Raw genomic sequence first — 16,958 nt, forward strand, 5'->3', positions numbered from 1 at the left:
GGTGTCCGCCGGCCGGGGCGCGGCACGGGGTGTGCGGCGGATCACCGGGCGGACCGCCGGCCCGGCTTCCGCCGGTCTTCCGGCGTTCCGTCCCCGGCCGCGTCCTTGCCGGAGGGCGCGGAGACGGACGCCACCGCTGCGGCCGCCGCCTTGGCGGCGGCCTTGACCGCGGGTGCGGGGACTCCGGAGCCCGCGGCGGGCGCGGCCTGGGCGGGAGGCGCGGGCGCCGCGGCGGAGGGCTTCGCAGGGGCGGGCGCGTCGGCGGCCGGCGCCGGGCGCTCGGCACGGGTGCTCCGGTCCGCGGCCCCGGCGGGGGCCGGTACGCCGGCGAGGGCCGGGGCCCGGCGGCCCCGGGGAGCGGCCAGGAGCACGAGGCCGCCGACGAGCCCGCCCGCGCAGACGCCCACCGCGACGGCGAGCGGTACCGAGGGCGAGGCGGGCTCGGTGGGGTCGAACGCCGGGGCGAACAGCGACAGCCGCACCCCGGTACTGTTCGTGGCCTGGTTCCCGGTCCTGGTCAGGGCGTTGGCCACCGCGTTGGAGGCGGTTGCGGCCAGGCCGGGGCTGGATGCGGTCCCGGTGATCTCCACCATGGGCGCGTCCGGGGAGGTGGCCGACCGCACGGTGTCGCGCAGTTCCTCCACCGGCATCCTCGCCGCCGTCCTCGCCTCGGCGAGGACGGCGCTGTCGGTGGCGACGCGGCCGTACGCCTGGGCGAAGCCGAGGGCGGTCGCCGAGTCCGCCCCGGGGCCGGGTACCACGACCACGTAACTGGTCGCGGTGTAGCGGGGCGTGGCGAGCAGGCCGTACGCCGCCCCGCCGACCAGTCCCAGCAGGACTCCCAGGGCCAGCGGCCACCAGGCGGGCAGGGCGGACGTCCGCCACGGCGGCGAGAGGCGGGTGAGCGGGCGGGTGCGGCGCGGCGGTGCGGGCGGTGCGGTTGTGCGCGGCTCGGTCAAGGCGGGCTACCTCTTCGTAGTCGGGGCGGTCGGGACGGTCGGGACGGCGGGGGCGGTCGGGACGGACAGGGGCGGCGCGGGCATCGCGGCGACCGCGGGGCCGCGACCGTGGAGCTCCTCGTACAGAGCCATGAGCCGGTCCGCGCCGCGGGCCACGTCGTAGCGGCGCACGGCCTCGCAGACCGGGGCCCGGCGTCTGCCGGGCGGCACCGACGACGGCTCGCGCAGCGCCGCGACCAGGCTCGCGACCCCCGGTTCGACGCGGTGCGCACCGGGGGCGTGGGAGCGCGGCAGTTCGTCGATGGCCGGGCAGGTCACATGGAGCACGGGCAGCCCGGCCGCCAGCGCCTCCAGCACGGCCAGCCCGAAGGCCTCCTCGGCCGACGGCGAGACGAACACGTCCATGGCGCTGAGCAGCCCGGGGATGTCCGGGCGGCCCTCGCGCCCGCCCGGCTCGCCCCCCACCGCTCCCCCGCACTCCCCCAGCAGCCGTACGCGGTCGGCGACGCCGAGCCCGGCGGCCAGTTCGCGCAGCCTGCCGCGTTCCGGCCCGTCCCCGGCCAGGACCAGGTGGGCCCCGGGTAGCTGGGCGACGGCCCGCACCGCGATGTCGAAGCGCTTGCCGGGCACCAGCCGTCCGACGCCGCCGACCACCAGGGCGTGCGCCGGCAGTCCCAGGCGGGTGCGCACCGACGCGCGCACCACGGGGTCGAAGCGGAACCGGGCCGCGTCGATGCCGTTGGGGATGACCCGGATGCGGGAGCCGGGCACGCCCCAGCGGCGCAGCCGGGAGGCGACGGTGGTGGAGACCGCGACGGTCGCGGTGCCCATGCGCTCGGTCGCCAGGTACAGGGCGCGGGCGCCCTGGGTGAGCGGACGGCCCTCGATCCGCCGCTCGCCCAGGGAGTGCTCGGTGGCGACCACCGTGCGCGTCCCGGCCAGCCGCGCCGCGATCCGCCCGTAGACGCAGGCCCGGTACAGATGGGTGTGGACGATGTCGTAGCGCCCGGCGCGGACGGTGTCCACCAGCCGAGGCAGGGCGGACAGGTCGCGGTTGCCGCGCATCCCCAGATGGGTGACGGCGGTGCCGTCGGCCTCGATGCCGTCGGCGACCGCGCCGGGGTTGGTCAGGGTGACGACGTCGCAGCACAGCGGCAGATGGCGCAGCAGCAGCCGCAGTTGCTGCTCGGCGCCGCCCGCGCCGAGGCCGGTGATGACGTGCAGCACTCTCATCGGTCCTCCTCTCCCCCGCTCCGGTTCAGGTTGCGGATCCGCCTTTCGGCCGGACGGCCTTCCGCGGGCGCCGCCCTCACCGTCCGGCCCCGGTGAGGGATCCGGCGGCCGGTGCGGTGGGGCCGCTGGGCAGGGCCCGGCGGCGCAGGGGGTGCAGCAGTCTCTTGGCGTACAGCCGCGGCGAGGTGTCCTCCTCGCCGATGTGGACGCGGGGCAGGGCGTGGAGGCCGGTCAGCGGGCCGGGGTCGATGGCACAGGCGTACGCGTAGCCCGCCGCGCGCACCGCCCGCACCGCACGGTGGTCGACCGTGCCGTAGGGGTAGCAGAAGCCCTCCGCCCGGCGTCCGGTGACCTCCTCCAGCAGCAGGCGGCTGCCCTCGGTCTCCCGGCGCAGGGTCTCGTCGTCGGCCGCCGTCAGGTCGAGATGGAGCAGCCCGTGGGAGCCGACCTCCATGCCGGCGCCGGCCGCGGCACGGATCCCCGCCTCGGTCAGCAGTGGCTTGCGGGGGCCCAGCGGGTCCCACTCGTTGCCACCGCCCAGCCTGCCGGGCAGGACGAACACGGTCGCGGTGCAGCCGTGGCGGCGCAGCAGCGGCACGGCCTCCCCGATGAAGTCGGCGTACCCGTCGTCGAAGGTCAGGCCCACCAGACCCGCGCCCCGCCCGGCCGCTCTCTCCCGCAGCAGCTCGCCCACACCCACGCCGCGCAGGCCGCGCCGCCGCAGCCAGTGCAGCTGGCGGTCCAGGCGGCCCGGCGAGACGGTGACGTTGTAGGGGTCCTCGGTGTGCTCGGCCACCGAGTGGTACATCAGCACCCAGGGGCGCACCGGCCGCAGCCGCGGCAGTGAGGCGGCGGGGGCCGCGGTGGGGGCGGGGGCGGTTGTGCGTGCCGGATCAGCGGACATGGCGGAACCTTCGTGTGACGGCGGTGAGGAGCTGCGGTACTTCGGGCGCCCGGACTGCGAGCGCGGCGGCGGTGAAGGCGGCCGGGACGGCCAGCGTCCCGGCCAGGGCGGTGGGGAGCGGGGAGGGCAGGAGCGGTGCGGCTGCGAGACCGGCCGCGGTGGCCGCGGCCGCGGCCAGGGCCAGCCGGCCCAGACCGGCCGCCACCGCGCGCACCCGGACGGGCAGGACGCGGGTGCGCAGGCCGCACAGGAGCAGCAGCGCGGTGGTGGTGATCCCGGCGGCGTTGGCCGCGGCGATGCCGTGGACGCCCCAGCGGGGGGCGGCCAGGGCGCCGGCCGCGACGGTGAGCAGCAGGCCGACGGCCATCGCGGCGGCCGGGTACCAGGTGGGCCGGGCGGTGGCGAAGAACGGCCGCACCAGGGCGCCGGCCAGGCAGTGGCCGAGCAGCCCGGTGGCGTAGACGCGCATGACCGAGGCGGTGGCGGCGGTGTCCGCGGCGCCGAAGGCGCCCCGCTCGAAGAGGAGCTGGACGATCTGGGGGGCGTAGGCGATCACGTACGCGGCCCCCAGCAGCACCACCGTCGCGGCCAGCACCAGATCGCGCTCCACGCGCCGCCGGGCGCGCTCGGTCCGGCCGTCGGCCATGGCCCGGGCGACCAGGGGGAAGGTGACCGTGCACAGCAGCAGGGAGAATGTCATGGGCAGTTGGGCGATCTTCTGCGCGTAGTTCAGGTGCGAGATCGCGCCGGGCGGCAGCTCGGAGGCCAGGAAGCGCTCGACGAGCACCTGCGACTGGCGGGAGAGGGCGAAGACGGCCACCGGCGCGACCACGCCCCAGCCCACCAGCGCCGCGGTGCGCCGGGCGCGGACGGCGCGGACGCCCCGGCGCGCGCGTACGGTCCTGACGATGCGGAGGGGCAGGCGCCGCCAGAACGCCGGGAGCTGGACCAGGACCATCGCCAGGCTGCCCGCGGCCACCCCGAACGCGGCGGCGCGCACCCCCCACCGGGTGTGCAGGCCCAGCACCACGGCGATGACGGCGATGTTGTACGCGCAGTAGATCGCCGCCGGGGGCGCGAAGCTGCGGTGGGCGCGCAGGGCCGCGCTGAAGTACCCGGCGGTTCCGAAGCCCAGCACGGTGGCGGCCGTCAGCCGGGTGCAGTCCACCGCCAGGCCGGGGTCGGCCAGGCCGGGCGCGAGGGCGCCCACCAGCAGCGGCGCCAGGAGCGCCACGGCCGCGGCGGCGCACACCAGTGCCAGGAGCAGCCGGGGAAGCGTGGCCGCCAGCAGGGCGCGCACCGGGTCGGCGGGGCCCGCCGGGTTCTCCGGGAGGGCGCCGGGGCACTCCTTCCCGGTCCCGCGGACGGCGGCGCGGCGTGACAGCGCGAGGCTGAACGCCGGGACCAGCACCAGCGCCATGGCGTCCTCGATGAGGATCGTCGAGGCGAACTCGGGGATGGTCCAGGACACCAGGAACGCGTCCGTCTCGCTGCCCGCGCCGAACAGGTGGGCGATGGTCTGGTCCCGCACCAGGCCGAAGAAGGAACCGGCGGCGGTCAGGACGGCGGTCGCCGCGGCGGCCCGGGCGACGAACCGCCTGCCCGGCGCGGAGCCGGGTGCGGGTGCGGCCGGGGGCGCGGAGGGGCCGGAGGGCGGCGGGGGCGCGGTGGGCGCGCCGGTCGCGGTGCTCACCGTGCGACCGCCTCCTTCGCACCCTGTGCGCGGCCGGTGGCCGCGCCGCCGGTCACCGTCGCGGGCGCCAGCGCCCACCAGGCGGCCAGGCCGAGTGCCACGGCGGTCAGCACCGTGGAGGGCCCTCCGATGTCGGCGTAGAGGAAGTCGACGCAGACCAGGACGAGCAGGCCGATCGCGGCCGGTCCGCAGTCGGCGCCCCGTCCCGCCGCCCGCGCCCGCCGCGCCCGCCGCAGCCGCCGCACGCCCAGCACCAGCAGCGCGGCCCAGCCGCCGGTGACGGTGACGGCGCCCGCCAGCCCCTGCTCGGCCAGGAGGAGCAGGTACATGTTGTGCGGGGACAGCAGGGGCTGGCGGTGGAAGTCCTGGCCGGCCCCGGCGGTGTCGCTCGCCGAGGACAGCCCGAGGGAGGCGTGGGAGTCGCGGTGTTCGGCGAAGCCCCCGGGGCCCACTCCGGTCAGCGGGTCCTCGCGCCAGATCCCGGCGGCGGCGGCCCACATGGTGTAGCGGTCGGTCACGGAACGGTCGGGCTCCGCGGCGACCTCGGTGATGCTGGCGGCGCGCTCGGCGACGAGGTCTCCGCCCACGCCGAATCCACCGACCAGGACCACCGCGGCGGCCAGAACGACCGCCAGGGTGCGCAGGGCGGTACCCAGGCCCGTCAGGAGCAGAACCGCCGCACAGGCGGCGGCGGTGGAGATCCACGCCCCCCGGCTGAAGGAAAGGACCAGCGGCACCAGGAGCGCGGCGGCGGTGCCCAGCGCCGCGGGCCGCAGCCACCGGGGGGATCCGGCGGGCGGGTCGAGCCCCGCGGCCAGGGCGAGGACGACGCCGCAGGAGACGGCGGAGGCCATCCCCATGACGTCCGTCGGGCCGAAGGTGCCCACCGCCCGGACGTCCTCCCCCTGGTACGAGGCGCCGGTGCCGGTGAGGTACTGGTGGACGCCGACCGCGCCCTGCACCACGGCGACCGCCACCAGCGAGGCGGCGACCAGCCGGGTGTGCCGCGGCGAGCGCAGCGTGAGCACCAGGGCGGCCGGCACCAGGACGAACACCTGGAGCAGGCGGACGAAGCCGGTGAGGCCGGCCGCGGGGTCCTGGGCCGTTACGGCCGCCAGCGCCAGACCGGCGGCCGGGGCCGCCAGGACGGCGGCGGCCGTGGCGTCCAGCGGGCGTGCGCGGGCGCGCAGCGCCCACGCGGCGCAGCACACGACCAGGGCGCCCGAGGCGGCGTCGGCGAGGGTGGGGCCCGCGCCGGGCCCGCGGTACGTGGGCACGCACACCAGCAGGACGGTGGCGAGCGCGGGCAGCGCCGGCCGGTGGGCGGCCGCCGCTTCCAGGAGGCGGGCCCTGCGGGGCCCGGGGTGCGGGATCTCCGCGGAGGCCGCAGGCTGTACGGGCTCCGCGGGCCGCACACCGACCGCGGCGGCCGTGGTGACCGTGGTGGCCGTCGTCACCTCAGCTGCCCCCGAGCCGGAGGACGGAGCCCGCGGTGCGCAGCAGGATCGAGATGTCCTGCCACAGCGACCAGGTCTCGATGTAGTGGTTGTCGAACCGCGCCCGGTCCTCGATGGAGGTGTCGCCGCGCAGTCCGTGCACCTGGGCCAGCCCGGTGATCCCGGCGGGCATCCGGTGGCGGGCCGCGTAGCCGGGGTGGAGCCGGCTGAACCGCTGGACGAAGTAGGGGCGTTCGGGCCGCGGCCCGACCAGGCTCATGTCACCGCGCAGCACGTTCCACAACTGGGGCAGCTCGTCGAGCGAGGTGCGGCGCAGCACATGGCCGACCGTGCTCATCCGGCGGTCGTCGGCGACGTTCCAGCGCGTCGCCGACTCGTGCTCGTCGCGGGGTCGCAGGGTGCGGAACTTCAGGACGGTGAACGGACGCCCGCCCAGGCCGATCCGTTCCTGACGGAAGATCACCCCGGGCCCGTCGGTGACCCGGACGGCGAGCGCGCAGGCCAGCAGCACCGGTGCGGCGGCCGCCAGCGCCACGGCTGCGACCGTGACGTCCAGGGCCCGCTTGCCGCGCGGTCCGGCCCGGTGGTGCCGGGGGCGCGGGTCCAGGCGGCGGCAGGGGAAGCCCCACAGGTGCTCGTCCGTACGTCCGGCGCCGCGGGTGCGGGGGACGGCGGCGGCCGGGTGCGCGGCCGGGGACGTCGCGCCGACCACCCACACGGTGCAGTCCAGGTCCGTGAAGAGCGGCACGAGCGCCGCGGCCGCCGGGTCCGAGCCGGGGTCGCGGGTGAACACCGCGTCGCGCACGGCGTTCTGGATGGCGGCGCGGACGATGTCCTCGCGTCCGGTGAGCACCGGCACCGAGACGCCCTCGGCCAGTGCCGCGTCGGCCGGTTCTCCTCCCGGCTCGACCACCCCGACCGGGCGCATCCCGTACTCGGGGTGCTCGTACAGGGCGGCGGTGATCCGCCGTCCCGCCTCTCCGGCGCCGACCACCAGGGCGGAGCGCGGTCTGCGGCGTCCGGCACGGCGGTGCGCCAGGTGGACGGCGCCGCGTGCGGTGCAGGCCAGGGCCGTGTGCGCGGCCACCGCGGCCGCCAGGACCGTCAAGCCCGGGGCACTGCCCTCCCAGGCCGCGGCGGGCAGCACGGCGGCCGCGCACCAGGCGGCGGCCGTACGGCCGAGCAGGGCGGGCAGCTCGCCGAGCGCGGTCGGCGCCAGGGCGGTGCGGTAGAGACCGGCACGGGCGTTGAGCGGCATCAGGACGGCCAGCAGGACGGCGCACAGCACCGCGGCCGCGAGCGCCCCTTCGCCTCCGCCCGTTCCGGGGACCGCTGTCGCCGCGGTCGCGGCGGCGGCCGCCGCGACCGCGGCGAGGCAGTCGGCGGCCGTGAGGAGGGCGGCGGCGCGGCGGCGGCGCGGGTTACCGCGCGGACTCGCCGGCAGCGGCCGGCGCGCCGGTCCGCGCGGCGGGCCGACGTGGGCCGACGTGGTGCGGGCCTTGGGCTCCGGCAGGGGCAGGACCCGGCTCGGGTTGGATGTCCCGGTGTTGTCCGTGGTCATCGCCTGATGTGCTCCCTGGTATCGGGGTGGGGATCGGGATGGGAACGGGGTGGGAGTCCGTCGGCCGGCCGGGGAAGGGGACCGGTCGCGGCGGGGGCCGGCGGCCGCCTCCGCCCGCGGGCGGAGGCGGCGGACCGCTCGGCCAGCACCTCGGCGTACAGCCGCGCGACCCGCTCGGCCGTGTGCCGTACGTCATGGAAGGCCCGGACGTGTTCGGCGGCCAGCAGCCCCAGGTCGTGCCGGAGCGGCGGGTCGGCCAGCAGCGAGGCCAGCGCGCGGGCCAGGGCGTGGGGGTCTTCCGGCGGGACCAGGAAGTCGGCGGCGCGGCCCGGCGGGATGCTCTCGGCCGCACCGGTCACCGCGGTCGCCACCACCGGGCGGCCGCAGGCCATCGCCTCCAGCGGGACCAGTGCCATCCCCTCCCAGCGGGAGGGCAGCACCACGGCGTCGGCCGCCGCGTACCAGGCCGCCGTGTCCTGTGCCGCCCCGGCGAACAGCACCCCCGTGGGCGCCGCCCCGGTCAGTTCCCGGCGCGACGGGCCGTCGCCGACCAGGACCAGCCGGGCTCCGGGTACGCGGGCGGCGACCTCGGGCCAGGCGCGCAGCAGCACGTCCTGGCCCTTCTGCCGGCACAGCCTGCCGACGCAGACGGCCAGGGGAGCGTGCGGCGGCACCCCGGCGAGCGCGGGCAGGGTGGTGCGCGCGCGGGCGCGGGCGGCTTCGTCCGCCGGGCGGAAGCGGCGGGTGTCCACGCCGTTGTGGACCACCGCCCAGTGGGCGCGCACCCCCGACGCCTCGCCGTGCCGCAGCTCGTCGTCGGCCACGCACAGCACGCGGTCCGCCCAGCGGGCCGCCAGCCGCTCCCAGTACAGGGCCAGCCGGGCGGTCGCCCCGCCGACGGCGTCGAAGGACCAGGCGTGCGGCTGGTGGACGGTGGGGACGCGGCCCCGCAGGGCGAGCCGCAGGGCCAGCCCCGCCTTGGCGCTGTGCGTGTGCACCAGATCGGGGCGGACGCGCCGCACCAGCCGGGCGGCCCGTACGGCCTCGCCGTGTAGGCCCGGTCCCGGTTCGCGCCGCGCGGGCCAGTCGGCCACCTCCGCGCCGGACGCGGCCGCGTCCCGGCCCAGCGCGCCGCCGGGCGGGCAGGCCACCACGGCGCGCGCTCCCGCCGCGGTCTGGGCGCGGACCAGGTCGGTGACGACCCTGGCCACCCCGCCGTCCACGGGTTGGGACAGGTGCAGCACCGTCACGGGAACCGCTTTCTGGTCGTTGTGGGACACGTGTGGACTCCCCGTCCGCCGAACCGTTCTGACGTCGCGCCGAAGGCGCCGGCACGCGGCCCTCAGCGACGCGCGCCGACCTGCAGGAAGAGCGCGCCGAGCTGGTAGCCCTCGTCACGGGTGGTGAAGCGGAACGTGAGCGAGTCGCCGCCGCGCACCAGCGCGGGGGTGATGCCGTGGACGTCGGAGTCGTAGCCCAGCGTGTCGGGGTACGCGGGCACACGGCGGGGCGCCGGGCGGCCGTGGTCGGTGATCGTGGAGTTCATGGGGTCGTCGGCGGGGTTGGCCGCGTCGCGCACCCGGTGGGCGGGTGCGGTCCCGGTGCCCACCGTCAGCGTCTCCCCGCCCCGGCCGCGGTCGCCGTCGTAGGCCACCACGCCCACGGCACCGGACGCCCCGGGCGGCACCCGCAGGGCCTCGGCGGTGATGTCGAGGACCTCCCGGGAGGGGGTCATGGCCTCGTAGCCGTCCATGAGCACCAGGTGGCGCAGCGGCTCCTTCGGATGGGCGTAGGCGGCCACCAGCGTCCAGCCGCCCCAGGCGCCGGCGGGCGAGCGGCCCGCGGCGACGTTGAGCTGGGCGACGGTGTAGGAGCCGCCGCCGGAGCGCGCGACCAGGCCGGTGACGTCGGCCGAGGCGGTGTACCCGTCCATGACGCCGGTGCGGCGGTGGCCGACGACGGTGTCGGCGAGGACCTCCTTGTACCGGCCGCCCGGCTCGGCGATCAGCACCCGTCCGTTGTCCTCCGGGGGCTTCTGCTCGCCGACCCGGAGGTTGCCGCCCCAGTAGAGCCGGGCGTAGGTGACGCGTGCCCCGGCGGGCAGGCTCAGCTCCGCGCTGCTGGAGTTGTAGGTGTTGGGGTCGTCGTCGATGTCGGTGTAGGTCATCTCGTAGTCGCCGTTGTTCCCCTCCGCCGTCCCCTCCCGGGCCCGCGCGCACGGCGGTGCGCCGGTGGCGGCGGGGGTGAGGCAGGTGACCGCCGAGTTGGCGGCGCGCACGATGCCGCCGTGCTGGGTGGCTCGGTACCGCTCCCCGAACGGGATGCGCGGCGCCTCGCCGGGCGCGGGCGCGGCCGCGGTCGGCGGCAGTGCCATCGCCAGGGCCGCGGCTGCCATTGCGCACAGCACTCCTCGGCTGGTGAGCCCCAGGGAAACACGCATGGACTTTCTCCGATCGATACCGTTCAAATCGGAGCAAACCATGGCAGACGTGTGCACCTCCCTCGGAGGTGACGCGCGGGGGTTGCGCCGAGCGTGTGATCGCCCGGATCAGCATCCGGCGCTCATGGCATCCGCTTGCGGCGGTACGGCCCACAGGAGAGCACCGGAACGGTGATCCCGCTGGGCCCTCCGGGTGGTCCCGCGCATCATCCCTGTTGGGCCGCCGCCGGGCCGGACAACCCATTCACAGCCCGGATCGACCACGGTTCGAAGAATCCCGAAAGGAGAACGGCGATGATCCGTATCGCCAAGACCGCCGCGATCGCCGCGGCCGCCTGCGCCCTGGTTCTCGGCGGCGCGGGAGCCGCGTCTGCCTGCGGAGACCAGCCCGGCGGTCACAAGGGCGGCCACCAGCAGGGCCACCACGGCGACGATCACAAGAAGGACCGGAAGAAGGACGACGGAAAGGGCCGCGGTAAGGGGCACGAGAAGAAGGACCACCGCAAGGGCGGGGACGACCACCGCGGAGGCGGTCACGGCGGAGGCTACGGCGCCTACGCCGGGGCGGTGGCCTTCGGGTCCCCCGGCGTCCTCAGCGGCAACGTGGTCCAGTTCCCGGTCGACTTCGACCTCAACTTCTGCGGCAACCAGCTCACCGTCCTCGGCGCGCTGAACTCGTCCTCCGGGAACGTCTGCGTCAACAAGTGACCCGGCGCCTCCGCCCCGCCCCGCAGGCGGGGCGGGGGCCGTTCCGGCTCCGAAAGCGGCGGACCGCACCCCCGAGGGTGCTCAGGGACCACCCTCCTCCTCCTGCCCGCGGACCGCGTCCCGCTCCCCCGCCGCGTCACGGGGCAGGTTGCGGCCGCCCGGCGGGTCCACCTCCACCGGCGGGGTCCAGGGGCCGCGCTCCACGGTCTCGCCCGGCTGCATCCCCGGGGTCGGCCCCGCGGCGATCTCGGGCTGCTCCATGTCGTCGGCGGCCACGGCGTGCACATCGCCCTTGCCCAGCGGGGAGGCTCCCGGTTCCTCCTCACCGCCGGGCTCCCAGTGGTCCTCGCCCGTGCCCGTGTCCTCGCCGCTCCGGGGCAGTTCCTCGCCCGGGCCGTACGTGGCGTTGCCCGGGTTCCGCGTCCGCTCGGCCTCCTCGGCGATCTCACGCGCGCGCCGCTCCCTGTCCGTGCCCTCGTCCTCACCGGACATGGTCTCGCTCCTCTCCACGGAGCCCGGGGCACCCGGGGCTCGCCGCGCGCCCCGGGTGCCCCGAGCACCCCGAATACTTCCCGACGGCGGATCTCGCCGACGCGGCGCGGGTACCCGGCGGCCATGGGAAACATTCTGGTCGGCACCTGCTCGTGGACGGATCCCGCGCTGGTCGGCAGCGGGTGGTACCCCCCGTCGGCCAGGGGGGCGGAGGGGCGGCTGCGGCACTACGCCGGGCGCTTCGGCCTGGTCGAGGTGGATTCGGCGTACTACGGGCTGCCCAGCACGCGCAACAGCCGGCTGTGGGCCGAGCGCACCCCCGGCGGGTTCGTCTTCGACGTCAAGGCGTTCTCCCTGCTCACCGGCCACTCCACCCGGGTCGGCGCGCTCCCGGCGGAGCTGCGCCCGGTCGGTGCCCCCGCGGGCGCCCGGGTGCGGGCCGGCGCGCTGGGGCCGGCGGCCGTGGAGGAGGTGTGGCGGCGCTTCGACGGCGCGCTGGAGCCGCTGCGCGCGGCCGGGCGGCTGGGCGCGGTGCTGATGCAGTTCCCGCCGTCACTGCGGCCCGGGCCCGACGCGGAGGCGTTCCTGGAACGGTGCCTGGGGCGCGCGAGCGCACTGGGGTGGCGCACGGCGGTGGAGTTCCGCGACCCGCGCTGGTACGCGCCCGAGCGCTCCGCGGACACGGCCGGCCTCGCCAAGCGTCACGGCGCGGCGCTGGTCGCGGTGGACACCGCGCAGGGCCTGCCCGCGTCCGTGCCGCCGGTCGCCGCCGCGACCGCGCCGGAGTTGTCGGTGGTCCGTTTCCACGGCCGCAGCCCGCACTGGGGCACGGGTTCCAAGGAGGACTCCTACCGGCACCGCTACACCGGGGCGGAGCTGGCCGAGTGGGTTCCGCGGATACGGGCACTGGCGGAGCGGACCGACCGGGCGCACGTCCTGTTCAACAACTGCTGCGGCGACGCGGCCGTCCGCGCCGCCGAGTCGATGAGCGACCTGCTGGGGTGATGCGGCATGACCGAGCCGGACGGGGAGAGGGGCACGGGCGCGGGCCGGCGCGCGGGGTCGCGGGAGCGCGACGGCGCCGTGGTGCGCGCGCTGCTGGAGCTCCACGGCCGCACGTACGCGCGGGAGGCGGGAATCCGGCTGCGCAACACCCCCGTGCCGCTGTACCGGCTGCTGGTGCTCTCACTGCTGCTGAGCGCCCGCATCCGCGCGGACACCGCGGTGTCCGCGGCCCGCGCACTGTTCGACGCCGGGCTGGGCGACGTACGGAACATGGCCGAGTCGGCCTGGCAGCGGCGGGTGGACGCGCTGGGCGCGGGTGGCTACCGGCGGTACGACGAGCGTACGGCCACCCAGCTCGGTGACGGCGCGGAACTGCTGCTCCAGCGCTACCGGGGGGACCTGCGCGGGCTGCGGGAGGAGAGCGGGGTGAGCGGGCGGCTCCAGCGCTTCCCCGGCATCGGGCCGACCGGTGCCGACATCTTCCTGCGCGAGGCGCAGGGTGTCTGGCCGGAGTTCGCCCCCTACCTCGACCGCAGGACGCGCGAGGGCGCGGAGCGGCTGGGGCTGCCCACCTCGTCCCGGGAGCTGGCACGGCTGGTGCCGGGGGAGGAACTGCCGCGGCTGGCCGCGGGGCTGGTGCGCGTCGCCCTCGACCGGGAGGCCGCCGACGAGGTGCTCGCCGCGGCGGAGGCGTGAGTTCGTTCCCCGTTTCCGCGCCGTTGTGCGCGGCACCGCGCCGTGTCCGGGGTTTTCGCGGTGGGCACCGAAGGCGGGCTCTTGCCGTCATACGGAAAGCGCGTCTATCTTTGGCGCGCTCGCCAACGGAATTGCGTGAGAGTTCAACTGACGGACCGCCGGATACGGCGTAGGGGAGGGACCGGCTGTGGCCGGAAGAGGGCGTCATCGCCGTTACAAGCCCAACGCGGTTTCCCGCGCGTCGCTGACCGTTACCGCGGGAGGGGCCGGAATCGCCATCCCGCTGATCGGGGCCACCGCCGCCCACGCCGCGCCCGAGGAGATCTGGAACAAGGTCGCCGCGTGCGAGAGCAGCGGAAACTGGAATACCAACTCCGGTAACGGTTTTTACGGCGGATTACAGTTCAAGCAGAGCACCTGGCAGGAATTCGGCGGTACCGCCTACGCCCCGCGCGCCGATCTCGCCACCAGGGACGAGCAGATAGCCGTCGCCGAGCGGGTGCTCGACGGGCAGGGCCCGGCCGCCTGGCCGGTGTGCTCGCCCCGGGCCGGTCTGACCTGGGAGTACCAGGGCTCCGGCGCCACCGCGGAGACCGCGGCCGAGAGCGCCTCCGGGCCGGAGGGCAACCGGCCCAGCGTCCAGACGGGGGCGCAGACCGGGACCCGTCGCTCCACCGCTCCGGCCGAGGCCGGAAAGCCCGGTGACAAGCCCTCCGACAGCGGCCGGACGCATGTGGTGGCCGGCGGTGACACACTCTCCGGGATCGCCGACGAGCACGATGTGCGCGGCGGCTGGCAGGCGCTGTACGAGCGCAACCGCACGGTCGTGGGCGGCGACCCGGACCTGATCTTCCCCGGGCAGCGGCTCAGCCTCCAGCAGGGCGGCGCGGCCCGGACGCGGCAGGACGACGCACCCGGCCGGAGCACCACCGTGCCCCGGCAGAAGGACGCGCCGAAGGCCGAGGAGAAGCCGGAGAAGCGGGAGGGAACGGAGGAGCAGGCCGGGCCCGAGAAGAATGCCGGGCCCAAGGAGGAGGCCGAGCCGCGGGAGAAGATCAAGGCGCAGGCCGAGCCCGAGCGGACCGAGCGCAAGAGCTCCAAGGCGCAGACCTCCCCCGGCTACGCCGCGCCCGTCAGCGGCGTCTCCCCCACCACCGTCTACCGCCAGTCGGGCAGCGGCTGGTCCAGCGGCTACCACACCGGTGTCGACTTCCCCGTCTCCACGGGCACCTCGGTGCAGTCCGTCAGCCGAGGGCAGGTCGTCTCGGCCGGCTGGGGCGGCGCGTACGGCTACCAGGTGGTCGTCCGGCACTCCGACGGCCGCTACAGCCAGTACGCCCATCTGTCGGCGATCTCCGTGCGCTCCGGCCAGCAGGTCAACGCCGGCCAGCGGATCGGGCGTTCGGGATCCACCGGCAACAGCACCGGCCCCCATCTGCACTTCGAGATCCGCACCGGCCCCGGCTACGGCTCCGACATCGACCCGCTGGCCTATCTGCGCGCCAACGGCGTGCGGATCTGATCCCGTCCCGCTCCGCCCCGCCCCGTCCCGCCCCGTTCCCGGCGCCGTGCCGGGAACGGGACGGGGCGGGGCGGGAGGCGGCCGTCACTCGATGTCGCGCCGCTCCAGCGGGTGGGTCGCGGGGCCCTGGATCACCGAGCCGTCCGTGGCGAAGCGCGAGCCGTGGCACGGGCACTCCCAGGCCAGTTCCGCGTCGTTGAAGTGGACCAGGCAGCCCAGGTGCGTGCAACGGGCCGAGACGGCGTGCAATTGCCCGTCGGCGTCGCGGTGGACGGCGCAGCGGCTCCCGCCGATCCGTACGACCGCGCCGCCGCCTGGGGCGATCTCGTCGACGGAGTCGGCGTGGGAGGGGCGCAGCCGGTCGCCGACGAAGTGCTTGGCGACGCCTGCCTGCAGGCCCAGCAGCGAGGGCGCGTCGCGGAAGCCGGGCAGCCGCCGGGGGTCGTACAGCTTCGCCCAGGCCGGCAGGCCCCCGCCGGTGACGTACCGGGCGAGCAGTCGGCCCGCCAGCACCCCGCTCGCCATCCCCCAGCCGCCGAAGCCGGTGGCCACGTAGGTGTGGCGCGCGCCGGGGTGGAACGGCCCGATGTAAGGCACCCGGTCGGTGGAGCCGTTGTCCTGGGTGGCCCAGCGGTGGACGATCCGGGCGCCGGGGAAGCGCTCGCGTGTCCAGGCCTCCAGCCTGCCGAAGCGCTCGGGGACGTCGGCCGTGCCCGGCAGGAACTTCTCGCCGGTGACGATGAGGAGCCGCTGCCCCTCCCCGTAGGGCGCGGTGCGCACCGAGCGGGTGTCGTTCTCGGGGGTCAGGTACATCCCGGCCGGGTCCTGCTCGGCGGGGATCGCGGCGGCGACGACCAGTTCGCGGTGCGGTTCCAGCCGGGAGAACAGCAGCGCGCGGTCGAAGACGGGGTAGTGGGTGGCCACGACGACGGCGTTCGCGGTGACCGTGGCGCCGTTCTCGGCGGTCACCGTGCACGGCTCGCCCTCCTTCAGGCCCACCACCCGGGTGCGCTCGGCGATCCGCCCGCCGCGCCGCACCAGGTCCCCCGCGAGTGCCAGGAGGAACTTGCGCGGGTGGAACTGCGCCTGGTCGGCCACGCGTACCGCGCCCCGGACGGGGAAGGGCAGACCGGTCTCGGTGACGTAGGCGGCGGGCAGGCCGGCCTCGGCGGCGGCCTCGGCCTCGGCCCGCAGCTTCTCGGCAGTCTCCTCGGACTCGGCCCAGGTGTAGGCGGGCATGCGCTCCAGCTCACAGTCCACGTCCAGCTCGGCGGCGGTCGCGGCCAGGTGCCCGATCGCGTCCTGCTGGGAGAGCGCGTACATCCGGGCGCCGTCCGCGCCGTGCCTGCTCCGCAGTTCGTCGTAGACCATGCCGTGCAGGGCGCTGACCTTGGCGGTGGTGTGGCCCGTGACCCCGGCGGCGATCCGGTCGGCCTCCACTACGGTGACCTGGCGGCCGGCGCGGGCGAGCTCCCAGGCGGTGCACAGGCCCGCGATGCCGCCGCCGACCACCACGACGTCGGTGTCGGTCCCGCTGCCGGGCTCCAGCGGCGGGTGGGTGGCCCCGGGGGTGACGGGCGCGGTCGCCAGCCAGTACGACTCGTTGTCGGCGGGGGACGCGCTCATGGCCGGCGGCTCCTTCCGGGCTCGGGCCGTACGCCGGTCCCCTCGCCCTCGCCGGACGGGCCGACCTCGCCCACGCCTTCGGGCGGGCCGGTCCGCCCGGTGTCCTCCTCGCCCCTGAGCTGGCCGACGTCGCGGTCCTCCTCGACGGTGTGGACGGCCGACTCCTCCGGGGACAGCCCCTCGGCCGCGGACTCGTGGGAGAACACGTCCTGGTTGGCGGGCCGCTCCCCGAGCGGGTCGTCGCTGAGCTGGCCGGTCCCGTCCTCCGGAGGACCGGAGGCCCGGGAGGTCTCCCCCACGTCGGGCTCCTCCTCGGCCAGCCGGTCGCCCAGTGGTTTGCCCTCCACCTGCTCGGAGTAGGTGGTGCCCCACTCCTCGGCGGCCACCGGGCGCTCGCCGGGGACGGGCATCTGCTGCGGGTCGTTCGCCCGCTCCTGCCCGGGCATGCCGTTCTGCAGGTCGGGGATGCCCTCGTCCTCGGGGCGGCCGCCCGGGTCGTAGGGGGCCTCCAGTGCCGAGTCGCCGGGGCTGGGACCGGTGGCGGGCTCCTCCTCGGGAGGCAGGCCGGGGGTCTCGTCGTCGTTGACGGTGGCGTCCTCCGCCGCCAGCTCGGGCCTGCTCTCGTCGCCCGCCGCGGTGGGCTCGTTCTCGTCAGCCATGGT

The 16,958-nt window shown here is 76.6% G+C and carries 15 protein-coding genes; 4 read left to right on the forward strand and 11 right to left on the reverse strand.

Annotation, left to right across the window (positions count from 1 at the left end; genetic code table 11):
- Window positions 1–41: 41 nt before the first annotated feature.
- The 8 genes from ACGRHY_RS03565 to ACGRHY_RS03600 form a co-directional block, all read right to left on the reverse strand.
- The gene (locus ACGRHY_RS03565; protein WP_394633921.1) at window positions 42–959 is read right to left on the reverse strand and encodes a YveK family protein; all 918 of its coding nucleotides are present in this window, start codon (window positions 957–959) and stop codon (window positions 42–44) included.
- A 6-nt stretch (window positions 960–965) separates the two neighbouring features.
- The gene (locus ACGRHY_RS03570; RefSeq protein ID WP_394633922.1) at window positions 966–2,192 is read right to left on the reverse strand and encodes a glycosyltransferase; all 1,227 of its coding nucleotides are present in this window, start codon (window positions 2,190–2,192) and stop codon (window positions 966–968) included.
- Window positions 2,193–2,268: 76 nt separating this feature from the next.
- Entirely contained in the window at window positions 2,269–3,096 is an 828-nt protein-coding gene (locus ACGRHY_RS03575; protein WP_394633923.1) for a polysaccharide deacetylase family protein, read from the reverse strand.
- On the reverse strand, window positions 3,086–4,789 hold the full coding sequence (locus ACGRHY_RS03580; protein ID WP_394633924.1) for a lipid II flippase MurJ: 1,704 nt from the start codon (window positions 4,787–4,789) through the stop codon (window positions 3,086–3,088). The genes ACGRHY_RS03575 and ACGRHY_RS03580 overlap by 11 nt, the downstream gene beginning before the upstream one ends.
- Window positions 4,786–6,162 (reverse strand): O-antigen ligase family protein, encoded by a 1,377-nt coding sequence (locus ACGRHY_RS03585; protein ID WP_394637911.1) that lies wholly within the window; start codon window positions 6,160–6,162, stop codon window positions 4,786–4,788. The genes ACGRHY_RS03580 and ACGRHY_RS03585 overlap by 4 nt, the downstream gene beginning before the upstream one ends.
- 85 nt (window positions 6,163–6,247) lie before the next feature.
- Window positions 6,248–7,807 carry an exopolysaccharide biosynthesis polyprenyl glycosylphosphotransferase gene (locus ACGRHY_RS03590; RefSeq protein WP_394633925.1) on the reverse strand — a complete coding sequence of 520 codons (1,560 nt, stop codon included), beginning with the start codon at window positions 7,805–7,807 and terminating at the stop codon, window positions 6,248–6,250.
- A complete protein-coding gene (locus ACGRHY_RS03595; protein ID WP_394633926.1) occupies window positions 7,804–9,087 on the reverse strand; it encodes a glycosyltransferase in 1,284 nt (427 codons plus the stop codon). Before ACGRHY_RS03595 ends, ACGRHY_RS03590 begins: the two co-directional genes overlap by 4 nt.
- A 62-nt stretch (window positions 9,088–9,149) precedes the next feature.
- The gene (locus ACGRHY_RS03600) at window positions 9,150–10,202 is read right to left on the reverse strand and encodes a DUF3344 domain-containing protein (RefSeq protein ID WP_394633927.1); all 1,053 of its coding nucleotides are present in this window, start codon (window positions 10,200–10,202) and stop codon (window positions 9,150–9,152) included.
- Window positions 10,203–10,541: 339 nt separating this feature from the next.
- Between ACGRHY_RS03600 and ACGRHY_RS03605 the strand changes: the two genes are divergently transcribed.
- On the forward strand, window positions 10,542–10,955 hold the full coding sequence (locus ACGRHY_RS03605) for a chaplin (RefSeq protein WP_394633928.1): 414 nt from the start codon (window positions 10,542–10,544) through the stop codon (window positions 10,953–10,955).
- An 81-nt stretch (window positions 10,956–11,036) separates the two neighbouring features.
- On the opposite strand, the gene ACGRHY_RS03610 is transcribed toward ACGRHY_RS03605, so the two are convergent.
- Window positions 11,037–11,447, reverse strand: coding sequence for a hypothetical protein (locus ACGRHY_RS03610; protein WP_394633929.1), 411 nt, complete (start codon window positions 11,445–11,447; stop codon window positions 11,037–11,039).
- 123 nt (window positions 11,448–11,570) lie between these two features.
- Between ACGRHY_RS03610 and ACGRHY_RS03615 the strand changes: the two genes are divergently transcribed.
- The 3 genes from ACGRHY_RS03615 to ACGRHY_RS03625 all read left to right on the forward strand — a co-directional run bounded on the left by ACGRHY_RS03615 (window position 11,571) and on the right by ACGRHY_RS03625 (window position 14,670).
- The gene (locus ACGRHY_RS03615) at window positions 11,571–12,452 is read left to right on the forward strand and encodes a DUF72 domain-containing protein (protein ID WP_394633930.1); all 882 of its coding nucleotides are present in this window, start codon (window positions 11,571–11,573) and stop codon (window positions 12,450–12,452) included.
- 6 nt (window positions 12,453–12,458) lie between these two features.
- The gene (locus tag ACGRHY_RS03620) at window positions 12,459–13,148 is read left to right on the forward strand and encodes an HhH-GDP family DNA glycosylase (RefSeq protein ID WP_394633931.1); all 690 of its coding nucleotides are present in this window, start codon (window positions 12,459–12,461) and stop codon (window positions 13,146–13,148) included.
- A 187-nt stretch (window positions 13,149–13,335) separates the two neighbouring features.
- The gene (locus ACGRHY_RS03625; protein ID WP_394633932.1) at window positions 13,336–14,670 is read left to right on the forward strand and encodes a transglycosylase family protein; all 1,335 of its coding nucleotides are present in this window, start codon (window positions 13,336–13,338) and stop codon (window positions 14,668–14,670) included.
- 84 nt (window positions 14,671–14,754) lie between these two features.
- Here ACGRHY_RS03625 and ACGRHY_RS03630 read toward each other — a convergent pair whose 3' ends face one another.
- Window positions 14,755–16,296, reverse strand: a complete 1,542-nt coding sequence (locus ACGRHY_RS03630; RefSeq protein ID WP_394633933.1) for an FAD-dependent oxidoreductase — start codon at window positions 16,294–16,296, stop codon at window positions 14,755–14,757.
- The gene (locus ACGRHY_RS03635; protein WP_394633934.1) at window positions 16,293–16,955 is read right to left on the reverse strand and encodes a hypothetical protein; all 663 of its coding nucleotides are present in this window, start codon (window positions 16,953–16,955) and stop codon (window positions 16,293–16,295) included. Before ACGRHY_RS03635 ends, ACGRHY_RS03630 begins: the two co-directional genes overlap by 4 nt.
- Window positions 16,956–16,958: the final 3 nt, after the last annotated feature.

Source organism: Streptomyces shinuiensis (assembly GCF_043660855.1).
Taxonomy (GTDB): domain Bacteria; phylum Actinomycetota; class Actinomycetes; order Streptomycetales; family Streptomycetaceae; genus Streptomyces.